General features: G+C 37.3%; 20 protein-coding genes. 10 read left to right on the top strand and 10 right to left on the bottom strand.

The window, feature by feature from the left end; all coding sequences use genetic code 11:
• Nucleotides 1-6 precede the first annotated feature (6 nt).
• Nucleotides 7-480 carry a 23S rRNA (pseudouridine(1915)-N(3))-methyltransferase RlmH gene (gene rlmH / locus GZ212_RS10660; RefSeq protein ID WP_166959885.1) on the top strand — a complete coding sequence of 158 codons (474 nt, stop codon included), beginning with the start codon at nt 7-9 and terminating at the stop codon, nt 478-480.
• Here the strand turns inward: rlmH and GZ212_RS10655 are convergent, their stop codons facing one another.
• Nucleotides 481-1,116: a hypothetical protein gene (locus tag GZ212_RS10655; RefSeq protein ID WP_166959882.1), complete on the bottom strand. Its 636-nt coding sequence runs from the start codon at nt 1,114-1,116 to the stop codon at nt 481-483.
• A gap of 38 nt (nt 1,117-1,154) precedes the next feature.
• Complete coding sequence (hpf, locus tag GZ212_RS10650) at nt 1,155-1,454, bottom strand: ribosome hibernation-promoting factor, HPF/YfiA family (protein WP_166959879.1); 300 nt, start codon at nt 1,452-1,454, stop codon at nt 1,155-1,157.
• 160 nt (nt 1,455-1,614) lie between these two features.
• Between hpf and GZ212_RS10645 the strand changes: the two genes are divergently transcribed.
• The 3 genes from GZ212_RS10645 to GZ212_RS10635 all read left to right on the top strand — a co-directional run bounded on the left by GZ212_RS10645 (nt 1,615) and on the right by GZ212_RS10635 (nt 4,943).
• On the top strand, nt 1,615-2,199 hold the full coding sequence (locus tag GZ212_RS10645; RefSeq protein ID WP_166959876.1) for a non-canonical purine NTP diphosphatase: 585 nt from the start codon (nt 1,615-1,617) through the stop codon (nt 2,197-2,199).
• A 119-nt stretch (nt 2,200-2,318) separates the two neighbouring features.
• Nucleotides 2,319-4,076 carry a DEAD/DEAH box helicase gene (locus tag GZ212_RS10640; RefSeq protein ID WP_166959873.1) on the top strand — a complete coding sequence of 586 codons (1,758 nt, stop codon included), beginning with the start codon at nt 2,319-2,321 and terminating at the stop codon, nt 4,074-4,076.
• An 87-nt stretch (nt 4,077-4,163) separates the two neighbouring features.
• Complete coding sequence (locus tag GZ212_RS10635) at nt 4,164-4,943, top strand: carboxypeptidase-like regulatory domain-containing protein (RefSeq protein WP_053972544.1); 780 nt, start codon at nt 4,164-4,166, stop codon at nt 4,941-4,943.
• Nucleotides 4,944-4,977: 34 nt separating this feature from the next.
• Here the strand turns inward: GZ212_RS10635 and GZ212_RS10630 are convergent, their stop codons facing one another.
• Together GZ212_RS10630 and GZ212_RS10625 are read right to left on the bottom strand one after the other, a co-directional pair.
• A complete protein-coding gene (locus tag GZ212_RS10630; protein WP_166959870.1) occupies nt 4,978-5,352 on the bottom strand; it encodes a VOC family protein in 375 nt (124 codons plus the stop codon).
• A 24-nt stretch (nt 5,353-5,376) separates the two neighbouring features.
• Nucleotides 5,377-6,045 carry an RNA methyltransferase gene (locus GZ212_RS10625; protein ID WP_166959867.1) on the bottom strand — a complete coding sequence of 223 codons (669 nt, stop codon included), beginning with the start codon at nt 6,043-6,045 and terminating at the stop codon, nt 5,377-5,379.
• Nucleotides 6,046-6,102: 57 nt separating this feature from the next.
• On the opposite strand from GZ212_RS10625, the gene GZ212_RS10620 reads away from it, so the two are divergent.
• The gene (locus tag GZ212_RS10620) at nt 6,103-6,780 is read left to right on the top strand and encodes an NAD-dependent deacylase (RefSeq protein WP_166959864.1); all 678 of its coding nucleotides are present in this window, start codon (nt 6,103-6,105) and stop codon (nt 6,778-6,780) included.
• Between the two features lies 1 nt (nt 6,781).
• Here GZ212_RS10620 and GZ212_RS10615 read toward each other — a convergent pair whose 3' ends face one another.
• Complete coding sequence (locus GZ212_RS10615) at nt 6,782-7,426, bottom strand: sterol desaturase family protein (protein WP_053972540.1); 645 nt, start codon at nt 7,424-7,426, stop codon at nt 6,782-6,784.
• Between the two features lie 172 nt (nt 7,427-7,598).
• On the opposite strand from GZ212_RS10615, the gene GZ212_RS10610 reads away from it, so the two are divergent.
• Nucleotides 7,599-8,681 (top strand): endonuclease/exonuclease/phosphatase family protein, encoded by a 1,083-nt coding sequence (locus GZ212_RS10610; protein ID WP_166959861.1) that lies wholly within the window; start codon nt 7,599-7,601, stop codon nt 8,679-8,681.
• On the opposite strand, the gene guaB is transcribed toward GZ212_RS10610, so the two are convergent.
• Nucleotides 8,665-10,137 (bottom strand): IMP dehydrogenase, encoded by a 1,473-nt coding sequence (gene guaB, locus GZ212_RS10605; protein ID WP_166959859.1) that lies wholly within the window; start codon nt 10,135-10,137, stop codon nt 8,665-8,667. The genes GZ212_RS10610 and guaB overlap by 17 nt on opposite strands.
• A gap of 92 nt (nt 10,138-10,229) precedes the next feature.
• Nucleotides 10,230-10,946 carry an Insecticidal toxin complex protein gene (locus GZ212_RS10600; protein ID WP_166959857.1) on the bottom strand — a complete coding sequence of 239 codons (717 nt, stop codon included), beginning with the start codon at nt 10,944-10,946 and terminating at the stop codon, nt 10,230-10,232.
• A gap of 173 nt (nt 10,947-11,119) precedes the next feature.
• On the opposite strand from GZ212_RS10600, the gene GZ212_RS10595 reads away from it, so the two are divergent.
• On the top strand, nt 11,120-13,354 hold the full coding sequence (locus tag GZ212_RS10595; protein ID WP_166959854.1) for a TonB-dependent receptor domain-containing protein: 2,235 nt from the start codon (nt 11,120-11,122) through the stop codon (nt 13,352-13,354).
• Here the strand turns inward: GZ212_RS10595 and GZ212_RS10590 are convergent.
• The gene (locus GZ212_RS10590; RefSeq protein ID WP_166959852.1) at nt 13,351-14,214 is read right to left on the bottom strand and encodes a hydroxymethylglutaryl-CoA lyase; all 864 of its coding nucleotides are present in this window, start codon (nt 14,212-14,214) and stop codon (nt 13,351-13,353) included. The two genes, GZ212_RS10595 and GZ212_RS10590, sit on opposite strands and share 4 nt — an antisense overlap.
• An 89-nt stretch (nt 14,215-14,303) precedes the next feature.
• Between GZ212_RS10590 and GZ212_RS10585 the strand changes: the two genes are divergently transcribed.
• Nucleotides 14,304-14,795, top strand: coding sequence for an N-acetyltransferase (locus tag GZ212_RS10585; protein ID WP_166959849.1), 492 nt, complete (start codon nt 14,304-14,306; stop codon nt 14,793-14,795).
• On the opposite strand, the gene GZ212_RS10580 is transcribed toward GZ212_RS10585, so the two are convergent.
• Nucleotides 14,792-15,826, bottom strand: coding sequence for a quinone-dependent dihydroorotate dehydrogenase (locus GZ212_RS10580; RefSeq protein ID WP_166959942.1), 1,035 nt, complete (start codon nt 15,824-15,826; stop codon nt 14,792-14,794). The genes GZ212_RS10585 and GZ212_RS10580 overlap by 4 nt on opposite strands.
• Nucleotides 15,827-15,899: 73 nt before the next feature.
• Between GZ212_RS10580 and pepT the strand changes: the two genes are divergently transcribed.
• Nucleotides 15,900-17,141 (top strand): peptidase T, encoded by a 1,242-nt coding sequence (gene pepT / locus GZ212_RS10575; RefSeq protein ID WP_166959847.1) that lies wholly within the window; start codon nt 15,900-15,902, stop codon nt 17,139-17,141.
• A 63-nt stretch (nt 17,142-17,204) separates the two neighbouring features.
• Here pepT and GZ212_RS10570 read toward each other — a convergent pair whose 3' ends face one another.
• Nucleotides 17,205-19,580: a TonB-dependent receptor gene (locus tag GZ212_RS10570; RefSeq protein WP_166959845.1), complete on the bottom strand. Its 2,376-nt coding sequence runs from the start codon at nt 19,578-19,580 to the stop codon at nt 17,205-17,207.
• 166 nt (nt 19,581-19,746) lie between these two features.
• Here GZ212_RS10570 and GZ212_RS10565 point away from each other — a divergent pair, with 166 nt between their 5' ends.
• Complete coding sequence (locus GZ212_RS10565; protein ID WP_166959842.1) at nt 19,747-20,352, top strand: YdeI family protein; 606 nt, start codon at nt 19,747-19,749, stop codon at nt 20,350-20,352.
• Nucleotide 20,353 lies beyond the last annotated feature (1 nt).

Here is a 20,353-nt window from a genome sequence, read left to right as displayed (position 1 = left end):
TTGCACATGACTATCAAACTCATTGCCATAGGAAAAACAGACAATAAGAACCTCCAAACTTTAATGGACGATTACCAGAAGAGATTGGGGTTTTATATCAAGTTTGAGTTTGAAATTATTCCCGATATCAAAAATTCTAAAAACCTGAGTGAGGACCAACAAAAGCAAAAGGAAGGAGAACAAATCCTTTCTAAGGTGACTAACTCAGATATTTTGGTTTTACTTGACGAAGGAGGCAAACAAATGGATTCGGTAGGGTTTTCTGAATATTTACAGAAACACATGAATTCTGGAATCAAACAATTGGTATTTGTTATAGGTGGTCCCTATGGATTTTCTCCTGAAGTCTATGCCAAAAGCAATGGGAAACTGTCACTTTCAATAATGACTTTTTCCCATCAAATGATTCGTCTATTTTTTATAGAACAATTATATCGAGGGTTCACCATTTTAAGGAATGAACCCTATCATCATAGGTAATCATAATTTAATGGAAAGATACTTTTCACAAGCCATCTGCTGTTGCTGCTCATAATTACATTCAACTATATTTCCTTTCTTATCTTCGAAATAAAATCTTTCGAAATACCCATTAATAGGTAGTTTACCATTTTCCCAAATTTGATACATTGGTGCTGCCAAAATAATTGGTTTTATGTCTGTTATTTCAAGTTGATTTATGATATGCATACTATGTTTCCTTGGCTTCACCCCTATTTTATAATGGCTACAACTTTTTGATTTGATTATGGTATCCTTCAACCTTTCAACTTTATAATCTTTTAAGTTTATTTCATATGGCTCCCTTGTTTTGTAACCTTGCCCCACATTAATAATTTCAGCCTTATAAAAGTCTGATTTTGGTATAATCATATTTGAGAAAAGGGTATCTGCTAAGGTGAAATAGAGCTCCATTTTATCTTCCTCATGGGCCTCAACAACTCTTAGTTTGTAACTATTATCATTAGAATTAGTCAAAAATAAAACCTCACGATTGGTTAAATGATCAACATATGTGGTTGCCAAATTAAAAGAAAAGGTTTGGGTTGATGTAAGTTGGTTTTGTGAAATTAAACCAAAGGGAAATATGAGAAATAAAAGTAATTTAAACTTCATAAAAAAGGGAAAGATTTAATCTTTCCCTAATATATAAATTAATGCGTTGAAAACGTATGCTTCCGTTTTTTTAATTGTTTATCCAAATCGCTAATAGTTTCTTTAACGGACAATTCAAAGTTTTTCTCATTAGATGTAGCAAAAATTCGTGGCCCAGGCAGGCTTAATTCCATATTACAAATATGCCCTTGCTCCTTTTGGTTGTTATCCAACTTAAAGGACACATCGCATTTAATTAACCAATCGTATTTGTCAAAGATAGATCTTAACTTCTTCTCAGTATAAGCAGAAAGCGCTTCACTGGCATCCATATTAACGTATTGAATATGTACAGTCATAATTAATAGTTTTAAATTTATTACATAATAAAAATACAACCAATTTCACAAAAATCAGCTGATGAATATCACAATTTAATGATAAAATTCCTTTCCAGAATCAGGAATTTCTAGGTACCTCACTAAATGTCATTATCTTTACTTCAAGAAATATGTTTTTATGAAAATTGTCTTTGCTACGCATAATCTCAACAAACTAAAAGAAGTCCAAAAAATAGTACCTGAGGGCATTGAGTTACTCAGCTTGAACGATATCAATTGCTTTGAAGAAGTACCAGAAACCCAATTGACGATAAAGGGAAACGCACTTCAAAAAGCAGAATTCATTAAACAACACTACCATGTTGACTGCTTTGCTGACGACACGGGACTTGAAGTTGATGCGCTTAATGGCGAACCTGGTGTTTTCTCTGCTAGATATGCTGGCCCACAAAGAGATTCTGAAGACAACATCCAAAAGCTATTGACAAACCTCCAGGATCAAACCAATAGAAAGGCTCAATTTAAAACAGTGATCGCCCTAAGCCTCGGAGATGAGATGCACACCTTCACCGGAATCTGCGAAGGAGAGATCACCAAAGAAAAACATGGAGATGGCGGTTTTGGTTATGATCCTGTGTTTAAGGCAACTGGTTATTCACAAACCTTTGCAGAAATCTCTATGGAAGAAAAAAACAAAATTGGACACCGCGGAAAAGCCATCCAACAATTAGTTTCTTTCCTTAAATCATTAGAAGTCAAATAAAAGTGTATCTTTGCGCCTTAATTCCTCAGGGTGAGGATGTGTTACAAGAAGTTTTGGTTATAAGTATGTCGATTCGCTTCTAGGTAACACCTGTTAATAAATCGCATACTTATTATTAAATGAACGCATTCCAAAAACTTGGTCTTGAGGAACCTATTCTTCATGCCATCAATGACATGGGTTTTAAAACCCCAAGTGAAGTACAAGAAAAAGCCATTCCTATTTTATTATCTGAAGACAGAGACCTTGTAGCTCTAGCTCAAACAGGAACAGGTAAAACGGCAGCTTTTGGGTTTCCCATGTTACAAAAAATCAATGTTGATAGTCGTACGACCCAAGGACTTATTTTATCACCAACACGTGAATTATGTCTTCAAATCACTAACGAACTGCAACAATACGGAAAGTACTATAAGGGACTTAACGTAACAGCTGTTTATGGTGGAGCCAGTATTACCGAGCAAGCAAAACAACTTAAACGAGGATCTCAAATTGTGGTAGCCACTCCGGGAAGAATGAAAGATATGATCAGTCGTAAAATGATTGACATTTCAAAAATTGAATATGCCGTTTTGGATGAGGCCGATGAGATGTTAAACATGGGCTTCTATGAAGATATCAATGATATTTTATCACATACCCCAATAGAAAAAAATACCTGGTTATTTTCAGCTACCATGCCTAAAGAGGTTCACGTTATTGCACAGAAATTCATGGTTAATCCACTAGAAGTAACTGTGGGTAGCAAGAACGTTGGTAGTTCTCAAGTAAGCCATGAATACTATGTGGTAAACGGACGAGATAGATATTTGGCTTTAAAAAGATTGGCCGATGCCAATCCAGATATTTTCTCTGTAGTGTTCTGTAGAACCAAAAGAGACACTCAAAAAGTAGCAGAAAAACTAATTGAAGATGGATACAATGCTGGTGCGCTTCACGGGGACTTAAGTCAAAACCAACGTGACCTCGTTATGAAGGCTTTCAGAAATAACCAAATCCAAATGTTGGTTGCTACTGATGTTGCTGCAAGGGGAATTGATGTTGATGATATTACCCACGTCATCAACTACCAATTACCAGATGAGATTGAAACCTACACACACAGAAGTGGTAGAACAGGTCGTGCTGGTAAAACAGGTGTTTCTATGGTTATTGTTCCTAAAAGTGAACTTAGAAAGATAAAAGCCATTGAAAAAGTCATCAAAAAAGAATTCGTTAAAAAAGACATTCCAAGCGGAATGGAAATTTGCGAAGTTCAATTGATGTCCTTAGCTAATAAAGTGCACAACACAGAAATTAATCATGAAATTGATGGTTACTTAGATACCATCAACGATTTGTTTCAAGATACAACCAAGGAAGACTTGATTAAAAAGTTCTTCTCTGTTGAGTTTACAAGATTCTTTGAATATTATAAAGGTTCCAAAGACCTCAATTCCGAAGCAAAACATAGTTCTGAAAGAGACACCAGTAATGAACAATCCACAAGATTTTTCATCAATGTTGGAAAGAAAGATGGCTACAGCTGGACCAGTTTAAAAGATTTCTTACGTGAAATTCTTCAAATGGGACAAGATGATATCTTTAAGGTAGATGTTATGGATAGCTTCTCCTTCTTCAACACGGAATCCCATTTAGAAAAGCAGGTATTGGATTTCTTTACCGACTTTAAATACAACGGTAGATTTGTTAATGTAGAAGTCTCTGATAACAAAGGCGGCGGAGGCGGAAGAGACCGTAAAAGGGGTCGTGGTAAAAGACGTGATGGTAAGGGATTCAAATCTGAAGGAAAAGGTTTTAAATCTGATAAAGGATTTAAAAAAGGAAAAGGTGCCAAAAGCTCAGGTTCATCTAGGCCAAGACGTTCCAGACGTTAAACCTTTCTGTTAATTTTTAGTCAAAAATAAACAGGAAATTAACGGTTTTCTTTTAGTTTAGTATTTTTATGGCTAACTTATGATAGAATGAAACAACTCATCCTCCTAATAACTTTATGCTTTTGCTCTGTTGTTGTGTTTGCACAAGAACCTACAACGGTGCTGGGTAAAGTAATTAATGCTACTGACGGTTCCACCATGGAAAAGGTTAATATTGTAAATATCAACCAAGTGAAAGGAACAGCCACCAATGGCGAGGGGAAGTTTGAAATACAAGCCAAAGCAAACGATACGCTTTATTTTTCATATTTAGGTTTTAAATCTATCAAGGTGCGCGTTACCAATGACTGGTTGAAATATGGTGAGTCCACCATTGAAATGACAGAATTGGCTTTCGCTCTGGAAGAGGTGGTCATCAATCAGTTTAATTTGACTGGTGTACTGGAAGTAGATATCAAACAGGTACCAATCAATAATAATTACAGGTACAGCATTTCTGGGTTGCCATCAACAGGGTATGAAGCAGGTCGTTCTTCTAATGCGGTAACACGTGTTTTAGGAGCCGTATTTAATCCAGCCGATTTTCTTTATAGCGTTTTTGGGAAAGAACCCAACGAAATGAAAAAGCTAAAGAAAATGAAGCAGGACGATGAAATCAGAAACCTGTTGGCCAACCGTTTTGACAGAGAAATGTTGACAGCTCTTTTACAAGTCGATCGTGTGGATTTGGACGAAATTGTAAGACAATGTAATTATTCCAAAGGCTTTATAGAAACGGCCAACGATTTGCAAATTCTGGATGCCATCAGTCAGTGTTACGAAGAATACAAAGTTCTAAGCCGAACGAAACGTTCGGGACGATTATAAAAAATAAAAAGGCGATGTAATTACTTCGCCTTTTTTATGCTCTAGAATGTAATGCTATTCGATTACCTTCACTATCTATAAATGCTGCCATATACCCATGTTCAGGGGATATTTGTGTCTTTGGTTGGTATATCTTTCCTCCTACAGATTCGATTCGATCCAATTCTATTTGCACATCATCACTCATAAAATAAATCAACGTACCTTCTTCACTGGGAATGTAGGTGTCCTGCTTGATTAAGGTTCCTTGAGCACCTATAACTTCTCCTCGATCGGGAAACCAGCCCATTAAAAGCCCTCCAAAATCATGTACTGCAATTTCTACGTTAAAAACCGTTTCGTAAAATGTTTTGGCGCGCTCCATATCAGTTACTGGAATTTCAAACCAACCTACCATATTTCGATTCATGACATTTCGTTTAAATTAAGATACTTAAGTTACGGAATTTTTGGATGACTCGTAACGTTTCAAAATCTCGTCAAAAGTTTTAATGGACTTTTTAGCCCAATCAAAACGCTTCTCTAATTTTTCTTGTTCAGACAATTGCCAAGGAATAGCACTTAATTTTAATTGTGTAGTAACATGTTGCAAAATAATAGCAGCCGAAACCGATATGTTTAAACTTTCAGTAAAACCTACCATAGGAATTTTTAAATAGCAATCGGCCTCATCCAAAACTTCCTGAGACAAACCTTGTTGTTCTCTTCCAAAGAAAAAGCAGGACTTTTTGGTCGCGTCAAACTCATGCAACAAACAATCATTGGTATGTGGCGTGGTTGCTACAATTTGATATCCCTGCTGTTTCATTTTCTTTAAACAGTCCTTTACTGAATGATACCTATGAATATCAACCCACTTTTGGGCACCCATCGCAATTTCCCTATCGATGCGTTTAGCATTTTGCTCCTCAATCACCTGAACATCCTGAATCCCAAATACGTCACAACTCCTTATAACCGCGCTGGTATTGTGTAATTGAAAAACATCTTCCGTAGCAACTGTAAAATGTCTCGTTCGTCCTTCCAAAACCTCCAAAAAACGATCTCTTCGAGATTCGGTCATAAAGGATTCTAAATATTCAATAAGTTTTAAATCGGTCATTTTTCAAAGATAATTGAAATTCATAATTTGCAAGGACAATACGCAATAGGAATCCTAATGAAACATTTGGTAGTATTAACTGGAGCTGGTATGAGTGCCGAAAGCGGCATTAAAACATTTAGAGATGCAGATGGCCTCTGGGAGGGTCATGATGTTATGCAAGTGGCCTCTCCTCAAGGATTTTCACAAAATCCAGAATTGGTCCTAGACTTTTACAATCAAAGAAGAAAACAACTTCTAGAAGTGTCTCCAAATGATGCCCATCTAGCTTTAGCTGCACTAGAAAATAATTTCAAAATGTCCATCATCACTCAAAATATTGATGATTTGCATGAACGTGCTGGAAGTTCAAACGTGTTACATTTGCATGGAGAATTACTGAAAGCCAAAAGCACCAAAGATGAATCCCATATTGTTTCTTGGACCAAGGATATAAACATTGGCGATCTATGCCCTAATGGGCATCAAATGAGACCACATGTTGTTTGGTTTGGAGAAGCAGTTCCAATGATAGAAAAAGCGGTAGATATTTGTTTAACGGCGGACATCCTTCTGATAATAGGAACTTCTATGCAGGTCTATCCTGCTGCTAGCCTAATGCATTATGTGGCAGATGATATTCCTATTTATTTTATTGATCCCAATCCAGCCATGGCATCCAATAACAAAATTACCGTGATACCTGAAAAAGCATCAACAGGCATGAAACTATTTGAAAAACTGGTAACCTCTTGATTTACCTTTTTTGAGGTTTTGGGGGCATGGTTCCAAATACCTTATCCCAAAAAGTATTAGAAACACCGTAAGCCTTGTCAGGGTATTGGAAATGGTGTAAGTTATGATGATGCCATAAATGCTTAAAACGCTTTGGTGGACGCTTTACATGTATAGCACGGTGCACAAAGGAATACATTAAATATCCTAAAAAGAAACCTGGAAAGTATCCCCATGTTAAATTAGGAAATCCAAAAATCCAAAATAGCAGATAAAAAATACCAAACAATAAGGAAGCTAAAATCAATCCTGGAACTGGAGGCATCAATAAACGCTCTTCATCTTTAGGATATTGATGGTGTGACCCATGCATGATAAAGTGAAACCTTTTGGTCCATTTCCATTCGTTATACCAATGAAACAGGTATCTATGAAGCAAATATTCGGCTAAAGTCCACGACGCAAATCCAATCGCAAATAAACCTAAAAATCCAAGTACAGAAATACCCTTCATAGCAATAGCTACATAGGCTATGGCCGCAATGGTAATTCCATAAACAATGATATTGGAAATGGGATTGGTCTTGGTCAAGCTTTCCAAAAATGGATTTTTAAAAATCTGAGCTTGTCCAGTTTGAAAATCGGTGGTGACCCTATGTGGTTTCATATAAGATGAAATTTTAGGGTGTAAAGATAAAAAAGAAGCTTGACACTCAAAAGTAGATTAAGCTAAACCCCTAAAAAAAAACAGATTCGTAAAAGAAATCCGAGATACGAGGAATTATGGCATTAAATCGACGAGATTTTGTATTTTAAAGCAAAATTAATCCTTTAATGTATTGAATTTAAAATCCTTCTTATACACATTAGGTACATTAGCTGTTGTTATGACATGCCTTCCTTTACTACCTTTGGATGCTTGGTGGATTAGAATGTTTGATTTTCCTCATGTACAACTAACGGTTTTTACTTTAATCGCCTTGGTGTCCTTTGTTACCAAATTTAAAATAGATGATTGGAAAGAATATGTCTTTGTGGGAGCATTGATAAGCTGTTTTATTTATCAAGGCATCAAAGTATATCCTTACACACCTACAGCCTCTTTGGAAGTCATGGATAGCTCAAAACCTCAAAAAAATCAAGTTTTAAAACTTTACACAGCCAATGTCCTTCAAAAAAACAAGCACTATGATACAATAAACCAACAAATTCACACTTTAAAACCTGATATCATCCTATTGACCGAAACCGATAAAAAATGGCGAAATGCCATTGTTTCTCAACTACCGAGTGACTATAAATACCGAAAGGAGGCTCCTTTGGACAATACATATGGTATGGTTCTTTATTCTAAATTGGAATTGAAAAACCCAGAAACCCATTTTTTGGTTAATGATAGCATCCCCTCCATGAGTAGTGAAGTAAAACTGCCTGATGGAAGTTGGATTCAATTATACACCATCCACCCTACTCCTCCCATGCCACAAGAAAATCCCATGTCAACTGATCGGGATGCTGAAATGATGATTGTGGCAGAAAAATGTAGAAATTCAAAACTACCTGTCGTCGTTTTGGGAGATTTTAATGATGTAGCATGGTCAAAAACCACCAACCTTTTCCAACGTACAGGTGAATTACTGGATTTGAGAAAAGGTCGTGGATTTTATTGTTCCTACGATGCCAATAATATGATTTTTAGATGGCCTTTGGACCACCTGTTCATTTCTGACGAATTCAGACTGAAAAAAGTCATGCTTTGCGATAAAACAGGATCTGATCATTTTCCTTTTTACACAGAGTTAACCTATGAACCCAATTTGGCACATGAACAAACTCCTGAACCTCCAACAGAATTGGAGTTAAAACAAGCCAATGATCAGATTAAACGACTTAGGAAAAAAAGACCTATCGCGAATAATTAGGTGATTCCTTAGTGATGGTCACATCATGTGGATGACTTTCATTGATTCCCGATGCCGTAATTTTCACAAAACGACCATTTTCTTTTAAGGTCTCAATATCCTTAGCACCACAATAACCCATTCCAGCGCGTAAACCTCCTACAAATTGGTGAATGCTCTCAAACAACTCACCTTTATATGGCACACGACCAACAATTCCTTCTGGAACCAATTTTTTAATATCATCTTCTACATCTTGGAAATAACGATCTTTACTACCTTTCTCCATGGCTTCCAAAGATCCCATTCCTCGGTAAGATTTAAATTTTCTTCCTTCATAGATAATGGTCTCACCCGGAGATTCTTTTGTTCCGGCCAATAGAGAACCTAACATCACACTATCAGCACCAGCAGCAATAGCCTTTGGAATATCCCCTGTATAACGAATACCACCATCAGCAATAACTGGAACACCTGAACCCTTAATAGCTGCTGCTACTTCCAATACAGCAGAAAATTGAGGAAATCCAACCCCTGCTACTACTCTAGTAGTACAAATAGAACCAGGACCTATACCCACTTTGACAGCATCAGCACCTGCTTCAACCAAATACTTGGCTGCTTCTGGAGTGGCAATGTTTCCAACTACTACATCCAATTGCGGGAATTTGGTTTTTACTTCTTTCAATACAGCAACCACACCTTTGGTATGTCCGTGAGCGGTATCAATAATAACCGCGTCTACTCCTGCATGAACCAAAGCTTCAACTCGTTCAACAGCATCACCTGTAACACCAACAGCCGCTGCTACTCTCAAACGACCAAACTGGTCTTTATTAGCCTTTGGTTTTTGAGTCAATTTGGTAATATCTCTAAACGTAATCAAGCCTACCAATTTGAAATCCTTATCAACAACCGGAAGTTTTTCAATTTTGTTTTCTTGTAAAATGACCTCAGCATCCATCAAAGAAGTACCTTCTCCAGCCGTTACCAAATTTTCAGAAGTCATGACCTCAACAATGGGACGTTGGTTGTTTCTTTCAAAACGCAAATCGCGATTAGTAACAATGCCTTTTAAAACCCCTTGATCGTCAACAATAGGAATTCCTCCGATGCTATGCTCAGCCATGTTTTGTTTGGCATCAACCACCTTAGCACTTAAAGGCAATGTCACAGGGTCTATAATCATCCCACTTTCAGCACGCTTAACACGTCTTACTTTGTTGGCTTGCTGTTCAATTGTCATGTTTTTATGCAACACACCAATTCCTCCTTCCCTAGCAATAGCAATAGCCATCCTACTTTCTGTCACCGTATCCATAGCGGCAGAAACAATAGGAGTATTTAAAGTAATATTTCTTGAAAATTTAGTCTCTATACTAACTTCGCGAGGAAGAACTTCAGAATAAGCTGGAACTAAAAGGACGTCATCATAGGTTAAACCTTCACCTAGAATCTTGTTTTGATGTGCAGTCATGTTGCAATTACGTTTATAATTGCGGGCAAATTTACATATTTTTTTTCACTTTAAATCCCATGGAAATTATAAATGAACGTTAAGTTTCATATTTATTCCTCAGTTGTGTAAATTTCCTTTTTAAAATGAGGCCTTAGCGTTTCTAAGGCATATTGGTAGCGTACATCTGCATTGGTTATATCTCCCTGAAAACGAATATCTTTAGGAACCATCAATCCATAAAAGCCTTTCCCTTTTGCCATTTTTTCAATGGTATGTAAAGTCTTTTCGTCCACCTCACTATAAATGGGTCCCAACCATTGAAATTGTTCCATTTTCAACATATCCTGATCCCAAGAGAGCGCTTCATCCCCTTTAATAACTTCTCCTTTCAGCAATTTATCTACGGGATCAAAACAAGCATTAAAGACTGTAACACTCCCCATCTCTGCATAGGTTTTTATATCCTTACTTGTAAAAACGGAATAGGGAAATACCTTTATCAAAGCCAATTTTTTAGAAATATAATGAGCCATAGTAGGCCAAACAATCTCATACCCCCTTGCCACTAAAGTCTCATTGAGCCACACATAAAAATCACGACGTTGTTTGATGGTGGTATACTCCTGAGGTAATTGATGTTCTAAATTATAGAGATTCGCCTTTTGCCAAACCAGAGTATTTTGCTTTCTATCTTTTTTCAACCAGTCTGAGGGACCCAATTCTTTCAGATTTGTAGTCTTTTGATAGGTTTTTAAACATGGCCACTCACTAGCAGAGACAAAACACCCAATTAACATAAGGCATAAAAAAAAGAAGGTTTGTTTCATGATAAGGTCAATTAAAGCTAAAATAAATCATTTTTTAAACTTTACAACGAATTAAAATCCTAGCATCCAAGGAAAAGCAAATCGCCAACCATCCCTTTATTTTTATTTATTCTAAATAAATTTGATATTTTAAAAGGTGTTTGTACTTTTGCCGCAAAATTTAAAAAACACCAATGAAACATCTTAAAACTCTATTAATTGGCTTCCTATTTATTTCCCTAAATACCTTGGCTCAAGAACAAAAAGAGGAAACAACTTTAGATAGCGTTCAGGATTTAAGTGAAGTGATTATTAAAAGCCATGTAATATTAGGAAATAAGCATGTTGCCAAAAATCGTACGGGCTCAGCATACTACCTATCTAGTGAGGAATTAAAGAAATATAACTATACCAATATTAATAGAGTATTGGCCAGTGTTCCTGGTGTGAATTTAGTAGAAGAAGATGGATTTGGATTAAGACCCAACATTAGCTTAAGAGGGACGTCACCTGAACGAAGTGCTAAAATAAGTTTAATGGAAGATGGTGTTTTAATTGCACCAGCACCATATAGTGCTTCTTCCGCATATTATTTCCCGTCAGTGGCGCGCATGGAAGCAATTGAAATACTTAAAGGAAGTAGTCAAGTACAATATGGCCCCTTTACGACTGGAGGTGCCATCAACATGGTTTCTTCTGCTATTCCTGATTCATTTTCAGGAAACATTAGCGGCTCTTATGGAAGCTTCAATACGCAGCAATGGCATGCTTCGGTTGGAGATAGTAAAAATTTAATTGGATATCAGATTGAATATTTAAACTACAATTCAGACGGCTTCAAATTTCTTCCTAATCAATCAAATACGGGATTCGACAAGAATGACTTTATGGCCAAGTTTCGAGTAAACACCCCTAAAGACGCGAAAATCCAACAAGCTGTTGAATTGAAGTTCCAATATAGTGATGAAGTATCCAATGAAACCTATTTGGGTTTGACTGACGCCGATTTCTCCAATAGTCCATTCGATAGGTATGCCGGTTCTCAGAAAGACAAAATGACAAATGACCATCTACAATTTATGGTAAGTCATGACTTGAATTTCTCAGAAAATCTCAAATTGGTAACCAAGGGTTATTACAATAGCTTTTCTAGAAATTGGTATAAACTAAATGATGTTACAGCAAATGGTGATAAAGTGGGAATTGCAAATATCGTGGAACAACCAGAAGCCTATTCTTCACATTACCATTTGATTACCGGAAGTTTATCTTCAACATCTGATGATTATTTAGCGGTAAAGGCCAATAATAGAGATTATATTTCTAAAGGTGTTCAAACCAAATTGGATTATCATTATACCATTGGAAATACGTTTCATGATTTGGAAGTTGGTGCTAGATATCACTACGATGAGGAAGACCGTTTTCAATGGGTAGATAAATATGGTATTTATGATCAAACGATGGTTTTAGTAAATGCGGGTGTACCTGGAACAGATGCTAACCGTATTAGTAGCGCTAAAGCCTTTGCAGCATTTGCCATGTACAAATTAAAATTTAACAATTGGACTATTGCACCAGGTATACGTTACGAAAATATCGAGCTCATGAGGTCTGATTATGGAAAAAATGATGTTAGCAGAATTGGGACCGAACTATCTAAAAGAGACAATCAAGTAGATGTTTTCATTCCTGGTATTGGGGCCAATTATAAGTTCAACAATCAAATGTCCCTTTTCGGTGGTATTCATAAAGGATTTTCTCCACCAGGCAATGAACCAGGACAAAAACCTGAAGAAAGTTTAAACTATGAATTGGGAGGACGATTTAATTTCATGAATATTTCGGGTGAAGTGGTTGGGTTTTACAATCAGTACAGTAATCTTTTAGGTAGTGATTCGGCTGCCTCAGGAGGTACTGGATCTTTAGACCAATTTAATGCCGGAGAAGTAAATGTATATGGTTTAGAAGTATTGCTAAATTATGATTTACTTCGTAATAATGCCAATTGGAACCTACCTATTGCCTTAGGATATACCTTTACAGATACGGAATTCTTAACCAGTTTTGATAGTGATGAAGGTATCTGGGGAGAAGTTACAGAAGGTGATGAAATCCCTTATATTTCAAAGCATCAAGCCAATGCATCCATGACCTTGGAAAACAAACATTTTCTATTGGCACTTAATGGAAGATATAATGGTGCTTTTAGAACCGTAGCGGGTACCGGAGACATCCCTGTCAATCAAAAAGTTGACGGGAATATTGTTATTGATTTTTCTGGAAAATACTTTGCTACAAAATACTTGGCCCTAACTGGGCGCATCATCAATTTACTAGATAATACCTATGCTGTTTCTAGAACTCCTGCAGGATTGAGACCTGGACATCCATTTGGTATTTATGGTGGAATAGAACTACAGTTTTAATGATAAATACTGAAAATTTTGGTGGCCTCGTTGTGGGCACTTTCAAAACTGAAGGCATTCAAGCCTGAAGCTTTTTTTGTGGTAAAATAGGAAAGTAATTTTTCAGTTGGCATATTACCGGTGAGTTCATCTTTGGCCATGGGACAACCTCCAAACCCCTGGATGGCTCCATCAAACCGCACGCATCCAGCTTTATAAGCAGCATCTACCTTTTCAAACCAAGTGGTTGGTGTGGTGTGTAAATGAGCTCCAAATTCAATATGTGGGTATTTGGGTATTAAATTGGAAAAAAGGTAGTCTATGGTCTCTGGATCGGAGGTACCTACGGTATCACTCAAGGACAGTATTTTAACACCCATGTTGGCTAACCTTTCGGTCCACTCCCCTACTATATCCACATTCCATGGATCGCCATAAGGATTTCCAAATCCCATAGAAATATAAACCACGACTTCCTTATAAGACTTATTGGCTATTTCCAAAATCTCGCTTAAAGTGTCAACCGACTGGCCTATGGTTTTGTGAGTGTTCCGCATTTGAAAGTTCTCTGAAATTGAAAACGGATATCCCAAATAATCGATTTCTGAATGTATAGAAGCATCCTGGGCACCACGAGTATTGGCAACAATGGCCAATAATTTACTTTTGGTGGCACTTAAATCCAGTTGTGACAATACCTCTGCCGTATCCACCATTTGAGGGATGGCTTTGGGTGATACAAAACTGCCAAAATCTATAGTATCAAACCCCACCCTTAAAAGGGATTGAATGTATTGCACTTTCTTTTCGGTTGGAATAAATGCCTTGATACCTTGCATTGCATCTCTGGGGCATTCAATGATTTTTACGGTGTCACTCATAGAAGCTCAAAGATAAGAAAGATTCACATCTGCGAAAACGTTTTCTTATCCCTAAATTTTCTTATTTTAAATTTTCTAATTATTACATTTTGATTAAAACAGTAACCAAACCTAAAGAAATAAAAAGAATAGCCCAATTAGCACACCGCATTTGGAACCAACATTATGTGCCCATTATTGGTCAAGCACAAGTAGATTATATGGTTGGTAAATTTCAAAGTGAGGCAGCCATAACTGCCCAAATAGATAACGGCTATCTCTATTATTTAATCCATTGGAAAGATTTGCCTGCTGGTTATTTGGCGCTTGCTCCAGACTTAACAGCAAAGAAATTAATGATTAGTAAAATTTACATAGCACAAGAGTTTAGAGGAAAACACCTCGGTCAGCAGCTTATAAATTTTTCGGTCAATAAAGCCATTGAACTTCAAGCCTCTATCCTATGGCTAACAGTAAACAAAGACAATCTGAAATCCATAGAATGGTACCAAGCCCAAGGCTTTAAAATCAAAGAAAAAGTGGAGTTTGATATTGGTAATGGCTTTATAATGGACGATTACCTCATGGAAAAGAAGCTTTAAGCCTTCTTCAATACCGCTTTATTAATCGCCTTCACCAACTTTGGACCTTCGTAAATAAACCCAGTATAAACCTGAACTAAATCGGCTCCCGCCTCAAGCTTCTCTAAAGCATCTTCTGCAGAGTGAATACCACCCACACCAATAATGGGGAATGCTTTTCCACTTTTATCTGCAAGATACTTTATGGTTTGGGTACTCTTTTCCTTAATGGGTTGTCCACTTAATCCGCCATTTCCAATCTCTTGCAAACGTTCTGTTGAAGTCGTCAGACCACTTCGATCCACACTCGTATTACTGGCAATGACACCATCCAACTTCGTTTGTGCCATAATTTCAATAATTTCATCCAACTGAAATTCATTCAAATCTGGAGCAATTTTTAAAAGGATGGGCTTCTGTTGTGAAAAAGATGTATTACTTTTTTGCACCGCTTCAATCAATTCTATCAAATAATCCTTATCGCTTAATTTAGCATGACTTCCTACATTGGGACAGCTTACATTCAGTACAAAATAATCGACATAAGGATGTAGCGCTTCAAAACAAGCTAGATAATCTGCGGTATAATGCTCGGGAGCAGTCTGGGTGTTTTTCCCAATGTTCCCGCCAATAATCATTCGGTGTTTGTTTTTCTTCAGCTGGGAGATAGCAGCCTCCAGACCCTTATTGTTAAAACCCATTCGGTTAATCAGTCCCTGATCCTCTTTAAGTCGAAACAAGCGTTTTTTCGGATTCCCTGCTTGCGCCTTGGGAGTTACTGTTCCTATTTCTACAAATCCGAAACCAAAAGACCCCAATTCGTTATATAACTCGGCATTTTTATCAAATCCCGCAGCCAATCCCACTGGGTTTTTAAAAGTAAGACCAAAGAGATTGCGCTCCAATCGTTTATCCTCTACGTGATACATCGATTTAACCAAGGCTCCCATACCAGGCACCTTATGCAGTGTTTTTATAAAACTAAAGGTAAAATGATGGATGCGTTCAGGATCGAAGGAGAATAATAGAGGCCGAATAAAAGCTTTGTACATATTGGCAGAATTGTGGTGCAAAAATAGTATTTTTGAAGGTCTTTTTATAGCGAACACAAACAAAACTTATTTCATGTTAAATAAACAGCATATAATCGATAGGTTTACGAAGTATGTTACCATCGATACGGAATCAGATCCAGATTCTAAAACAACTCCTAGCACCGAAAAACAATGGGACTTAGCCAATTTATTGGCCGAGGAATTAAAGGCCATTGGCATGACCGATGTGTCCATAGATGAAAATGCCTATATCATGGCTACCTTACCAAGTAATGTTGATCATGAGGTACCCGCCATTGGATTTATTTCCCATTTTGATACCTCCCCTGACTTTACTGGGGCGAATGTGAAACCTAGAATCATTGAAAATTATGATGGAAAGGATATCACGCTCAATGAGGAAGAAAATATCATTTTGTCTCCAGACTATTTTGATGATCTGTTACAATACAAAGGACAGACCCTAATTGTAACAGATGGAACAACCCTTTTAGGTGCTGATGACAAGGCGGGTATTTGTGAAATTGTTTCTGCCATGGAGTACTTAATCAATCATCCTGAAATTAAGCACGGGGATATTAAAGTAGGATTTACCCCAGATGAAGAAATTGGTCGTGGTGCCCATAAGTTTGATGTAGAAAAATTTGGAGCCGATTGGGCCTACACCATGGATGGAAGTCAAATTGGTGAATTGGAATACGAAAACTTTAATGCTGCTGGAGCCACTGTAAAAGTGAAAGGAAAAATTGTACACCCTGGATATGCCAAGGGCAAATTGGTCAACTCCATGTATATAGCGACCGAGTTTATCAATTCCTTACCTAGGCTTGAAACACCTGAGCATACTGAAGGTTACCAAGGCTTTTTCCATTTGCATGACATGGAAGGCCATGTAGAAGAAACCGTTTTGAAATACATCATACGAGATCACGATAAAAATCATTTTGAGGCTAGAAAGGAAGTGATGTCCAAACTGGCTACTGAAATCAATCAGCAATACGGTAAAGAAGTGATTGAAATTGAGATCAAAGACCAATACTTCAATATGAAGGAAAAGGTAGAGCCTGTGATGCATATTGTGGATATTGCAGAAGAAGCGATGAAGCAACTAGATATCACACCCATCATCAAACCTATTCGTGGAGGGACCGATGGGTCGCAATTAAGCTACATGGGATTACCTTGTCCTAACATTTTTGCTGGCGGACATAATTTCCATGGACGTTATGAGTATGTGCCTGTAGAAAGTATTATGAAGGCTACCGAAGTTATTTGTAAAATTGCCGAAATAACAGCTGAAAAACACAAATAATAAAACATTATTATAAATAAAAAAGCAGTCTAAATGACTGCTTTTTTATTGTTTGAATGTTTCTTAGAACTGATAAGTTAACACACCTGAGAAATTTCGAGGGTCAGTTTGATTGATAAAACTTGTTCTGTAAGCATTATATCCTATTTCATTAAACACATTGTTTAATAGCAACCTAACGTTCCAGTGGTTATTGATTCGGTATCCCGCTTGTAGATTTACAAGCGTATAAGCATCCACATTAAACGGCTTTTGGCCAGGAACAATTCCTTCATGGGTCACAGCCCCAGAACTCCAGTCATTGATAGGTCTTTCACCAGTATAATAGGCTCCTGCTCCAATTGAAAATCCTTCCAAAGCACCTCTAAATTGGTAGTTTCCATACAGATTTGCTGTGTGCTTGGGTGTATTTAAAGGCGATGAACCACTTACATAGGCTGTATGCTCTTTGTACTGGGCATCTATGTAACTATACCCTGCAATCACCTCTAGGTTTTCCAATACTCTTCCAGTCAATTCTACTTCAATCCCTTGACGTTGGTCATTTCCTCCTTTTTGATAATATAAAATAGTTGACCACGTATCATCATAAACAGGTAAGTTAATATCCTTGTTGTTGATTCGGAATAAAGTTAAGTTAAACCTAAGACGGTCTTCCAACCAAGTGGTTTTAACACCTGCTTCCAATTGGTCGTAACGCTCATTACCCAGTTCTTCGCCATTTTCTCCCAATCGTGCCGCTGTTCGTGGATAAGAACTGTTGGTATAGGAGGCAAAAATATTGATGTTCTTTGTAGGTGAAACCACAATACCTCCCAGAGGATTAAAGGCATCACTCATCGTATTTTCTACCTCTCCAATCGTCTCCGTGGTACTGTATCTCAAGCCCACAAAAGTTTGGAACCAATCAGTCCAGGCTACAACATCTTGGGCAACAAAGCCAAGAGACCTAGTTTTACCACCTCCCAATCGGGCATCTCCTAAGGACAAATTAGGTAACTTATTGCTGACACTACCAAAAACATCAATAGTATCAACCGTTGAAACAGATTGACTTGAAGTGCTGTATTTAGTAGTTCGGTAATCAAAACCTACTTGTAAGGTGTGTTTTACCTTCCCGGTATAGATGTCTTGTCCTATAAGGTCAAACTGTAACACGCTGTTGTCATCGGTTCTATTGGAAACCGAGTACCCACGTCTTTTCAAGTTGTAAATGGTCTCTCCATCCTGTTCGATGGCACTTCCCAAACTAGCGCCTTTATCATCCAATTGTAAATGGGATTTATAATAGGCTGCCTTTAAGGTCAAATGGTCGCTTAACTCTCTGTCAAATCTAATGGAATAGGTACTGTTTTGAGTAATGGAACGGTCATTGGCAAACCCTAGAAATTGATCATAAGTCAAATCATAAATGGCATTGGTGTCATTTTCAGCCAAATTGATGGTTCCTACATCTGGAGTACGGCTGTCATCAAAATAATCCATTTCTACTGTGAAACGAGACTTGTCATCTACCTTCCACTGAAAGGAAGGGTTGATATAAAACCTTTCTGAAGAAATTCCATCACGGTAACTATTGGCTCGCTCAAGAGCACCATTGATTCTATAGGCTACCTTATCATTGCTATCGATAGGTCCATAGACATCAAAGGTGGGACGTACTTGTCCAAAACTACCCACCCTCATAGAGGCTTGTCCACCAAACTCATATTTTGGTGTTTTGGTCACAATATTGATTACACCTCCCGGACTTCCTAAATCGGTGGCTACACCCTGAGTAACGGAGGCAGATCCTTTTAAAACTTGGATGTTATCTACCCCTTGCATGTCGGTAAGGATACCAACACCTCTAAAATCAGAATGTACCCTGACACCGTTTTTCAAAATCGGAATTCCTCTAAACCCTCTGGAAGACATACTTTCACGTTTGTTACCATAAGTAGCGAAAGTATAAACCCCAGGCACATTTTTAGTGACTTCAGAAATACTTAGTCCACCTTGGTTCTCAATTAACTTCTCCCCAATAACCGAAATACTTTGAATTTGTTTATAGGGTTCTAGTGGCAATCTGGTAAGCGCCTCAATCTTATCTGGATTTTTAAGACGTCTTCCAAAAACCTCAACGGCATTTAAATCGTTGTTAAACTCCAAGCTAACATTTAAGCTATAGACCTTGTTCTCTGAAAAGTCTAGGGTCTGACTTTGGGTTTCAAACCCCATATTGGACACCCTGACCTCATATCGCCCAAAAGGAATATCCTTTATAAGGAATTCTCCTTCATCATTGGTCATCGTTCCTATCGATGTTCCTTGAAGGGTCACATAGGCATTGGGAATAGGTTCTTGATTGGTTTCTGTAATAATTCCTTGCAAACTGGCTTGTGCAAAAGAAAATTGTGTGAATACAAACGCTAGTAAAATAAGTGTAAATCGGCGCATGAACAATCAGTGTTTTTATTTAGATTTATTTAAAATAACGACGCAAATATACTTCCCTTCATATATCTCACCAACTTATTTAGAATGATTTTAAACAAAAATTTATAAGTGACTAAGCCAATGAAAATTAGAAGTTGTATTTTTATACATAAACAAAAAAACACCCATGAAAAAAGCCACTTCCGTTGAAGAATACATTGAGAACAATGCCCATTTCAAAGAGGAATTGACTCTGTTAAGAGACCTTTTATTGCAAACAGAATTAGAAGAAACCCTCAAATGGAGTGCCCCTGTTTACACCATAAATGGAAAAAATGTTGTGGGTTTAGGAGCCTTTAAAAACCACTTTGGCATTTGGTTTTTTAATGGCGTGTTTCTAAAAGATGAACAGGGTTTGTTAATTAATGCCCAAGAGGACAAAACCAAAGCCTTGAGACAAATGAGATTTGAAAACCTTTCAGAAATCAAAAAAGAAGCTGTTCTCTCCTATGTCAAGGAAGCAATAGACAATCAAAAATTGGGTAAAACTGTGAAACCAGCCAAAAAGGTTACCAAAGACACCTTAGAGATCCCAACCGAACTATCCCAATTTTTAAAGCGGGATAAGAATCTTTTAAAATCTTTTGAAGCCCTTACCCCTTTCAAGCAAAAGGAATATGCCGAGTATATTGCCACCGCTAAAAGAGAAGCCACCAAAACGTCCCGATTGGAAAAAATAAAGCCCATGATAGAAAACGGGCGGGGTCTTAATGACAAATACCGGAATTGTTAGC

Source organism: Mangrovimonas sp. CR14, assembly GCF_011764015.1.
Classification (GTDB): Bacteria; Bacteroidota; Bacteroidia; order Flavobacteriales; family Flavobacteriaceae; genus Mangrovimonas; species Mangrovimonas futianensis.
Note: the sequence above shows the minus strand (reverse complement) of the source record. Positions and strands in the feature narration are given on the sequence as shown.

What these genes read in the sequence shown, in the direction of transcription:
- rlmH (WP_166959885.1), top strand. Translation starts at nt 7, where the DNA reads ATGACTATCAAACTCATTGCCATAGGAAAAACAGACAATAAGAACCTC.
- GZ212_RS10655 (WP_166959882.1), bottom strand. Translation starts at nt 1,116, where the DNA reads ATGAAGTTTAAATTACTTTTATTTCTCATATTTCCCTTTGGTTTAATT.
- hpf (WP_166959879.1), bottom strand. Translation starts at nt 1,454, where the DNA reads ATGACTGTACATATTCAATACGTTAATATGGATGCCAGTGAAGCGCTT.
- GZ212_RS10645 (WP_166959876.1), top strand. Translation starts at nt 1,615, where the DNA reads ATGAAAATTGTCTTTGCTACGCATAATCTCAACAAACTAAAAGAAGTC.
- GZ212_RS10640 (WP_166959873.1), top strand. Translation starts at nt 2,319, where the DNA reads ATGAACGCATTCCAAAAACTTGGTCTTGAGGAACCTATTCTTCATGCC.
- GZ212_RS10635 (WP_053972544.1), top strand. Translation starts at nt 4,164, where the DNA reads ATGAAACAACTCATCCTCCTAATAACTTTATGCTTTTGCTCTGTTGTT.
- GZ212_RS10630 (WP_166959870.1), bottom strand. Translation starts at nt 5,352, where the DNA reads ATGAATCGAAATATGGTAGGTTGGTTTGAAATTCCAGTAACTGATATG.
- GZ212_RS10625 (WP_166959867.1), bottom strand. Translation starts at nt 6,045, where the DNA reads ATGACCGATTTAAAACTTATTGAATATTTAGAATCCTTTATGACCGAA.
- GZ212_RS10620 (WP_166959864.1), top strand. Translation starts at nt 6,103, where the DNA reads ATGAAACATTTGGTAGTATTAACTGGAGCTGGTATGAGTGCCGAAAGC.
- GZ212_RS10615 (WP_053972540.1), bottom strand. Translation starts at nt 7,426, where the DNA reads ATGAAACCACATAGGGTCACCACCGATTTTCAAACTGGACAAGCTCAG.
- guaB (WP_166959859.1), bottom strand. Translation starts at nt 10,137, where the DNA reads ATGACTGCACATCAAAACAAGATTCTAGGTGAAGGTTTAACCTATGAT.
- GZ212_RS10600 (WP_166959857.1), bottom strand. Translation starts at nt 10,946, where the DNA reads ATGAAACAAACCTTCTTTTTTTTATGCCTTATGTTAATTGGGTGTTTT.
- GZ212_RS10595 (WP_166959854.1), top strand. Translation starts at nt 11,120, where the DNA reads ATGAAACATCTTAAAACTCTATTAATTGGCTTCCTATTTATTTCCCTA.
- GZ212_RS10590 (WP_166959852.1), bottom strand. Translation starts at nt 14,214, where the DNA reads ATGAGTGACACCGTAAAAATCATTGAATGCCCCAGAGATGCAATGCAA.
- GZ212_RS10580 (WP_166959942.1), bottom strand. Translation starts at nt 15,826, where the DNA reads ATGTACAAAGCTTTTATTCGGCCTCTATTATTCTCCTTCGATCCTGAA.
- pepT (WP_166959847.1), top strand. Translation starts at nt 15,900, where the DNA reads ATGTTAAATAAACAGCATATAATCGATAGGTTTACGAAGTATGTTACC.
- GZ212_RS10570 (WP_166959845.1), bottom strand. Translation starts at nt 19,580, where the DNA reads ATGCGCCGATTTACACTTATTTTACTAGCGTTTGTATTCACACAATTT.
- GZ212_RS10565 (WP_166959842.1), top strand. Translation starts at nt 19,747, where the DNA reads ATGAAAAAAGCCACTTCCGTTGAAGAATACATTGAGAACAATGCCCAT.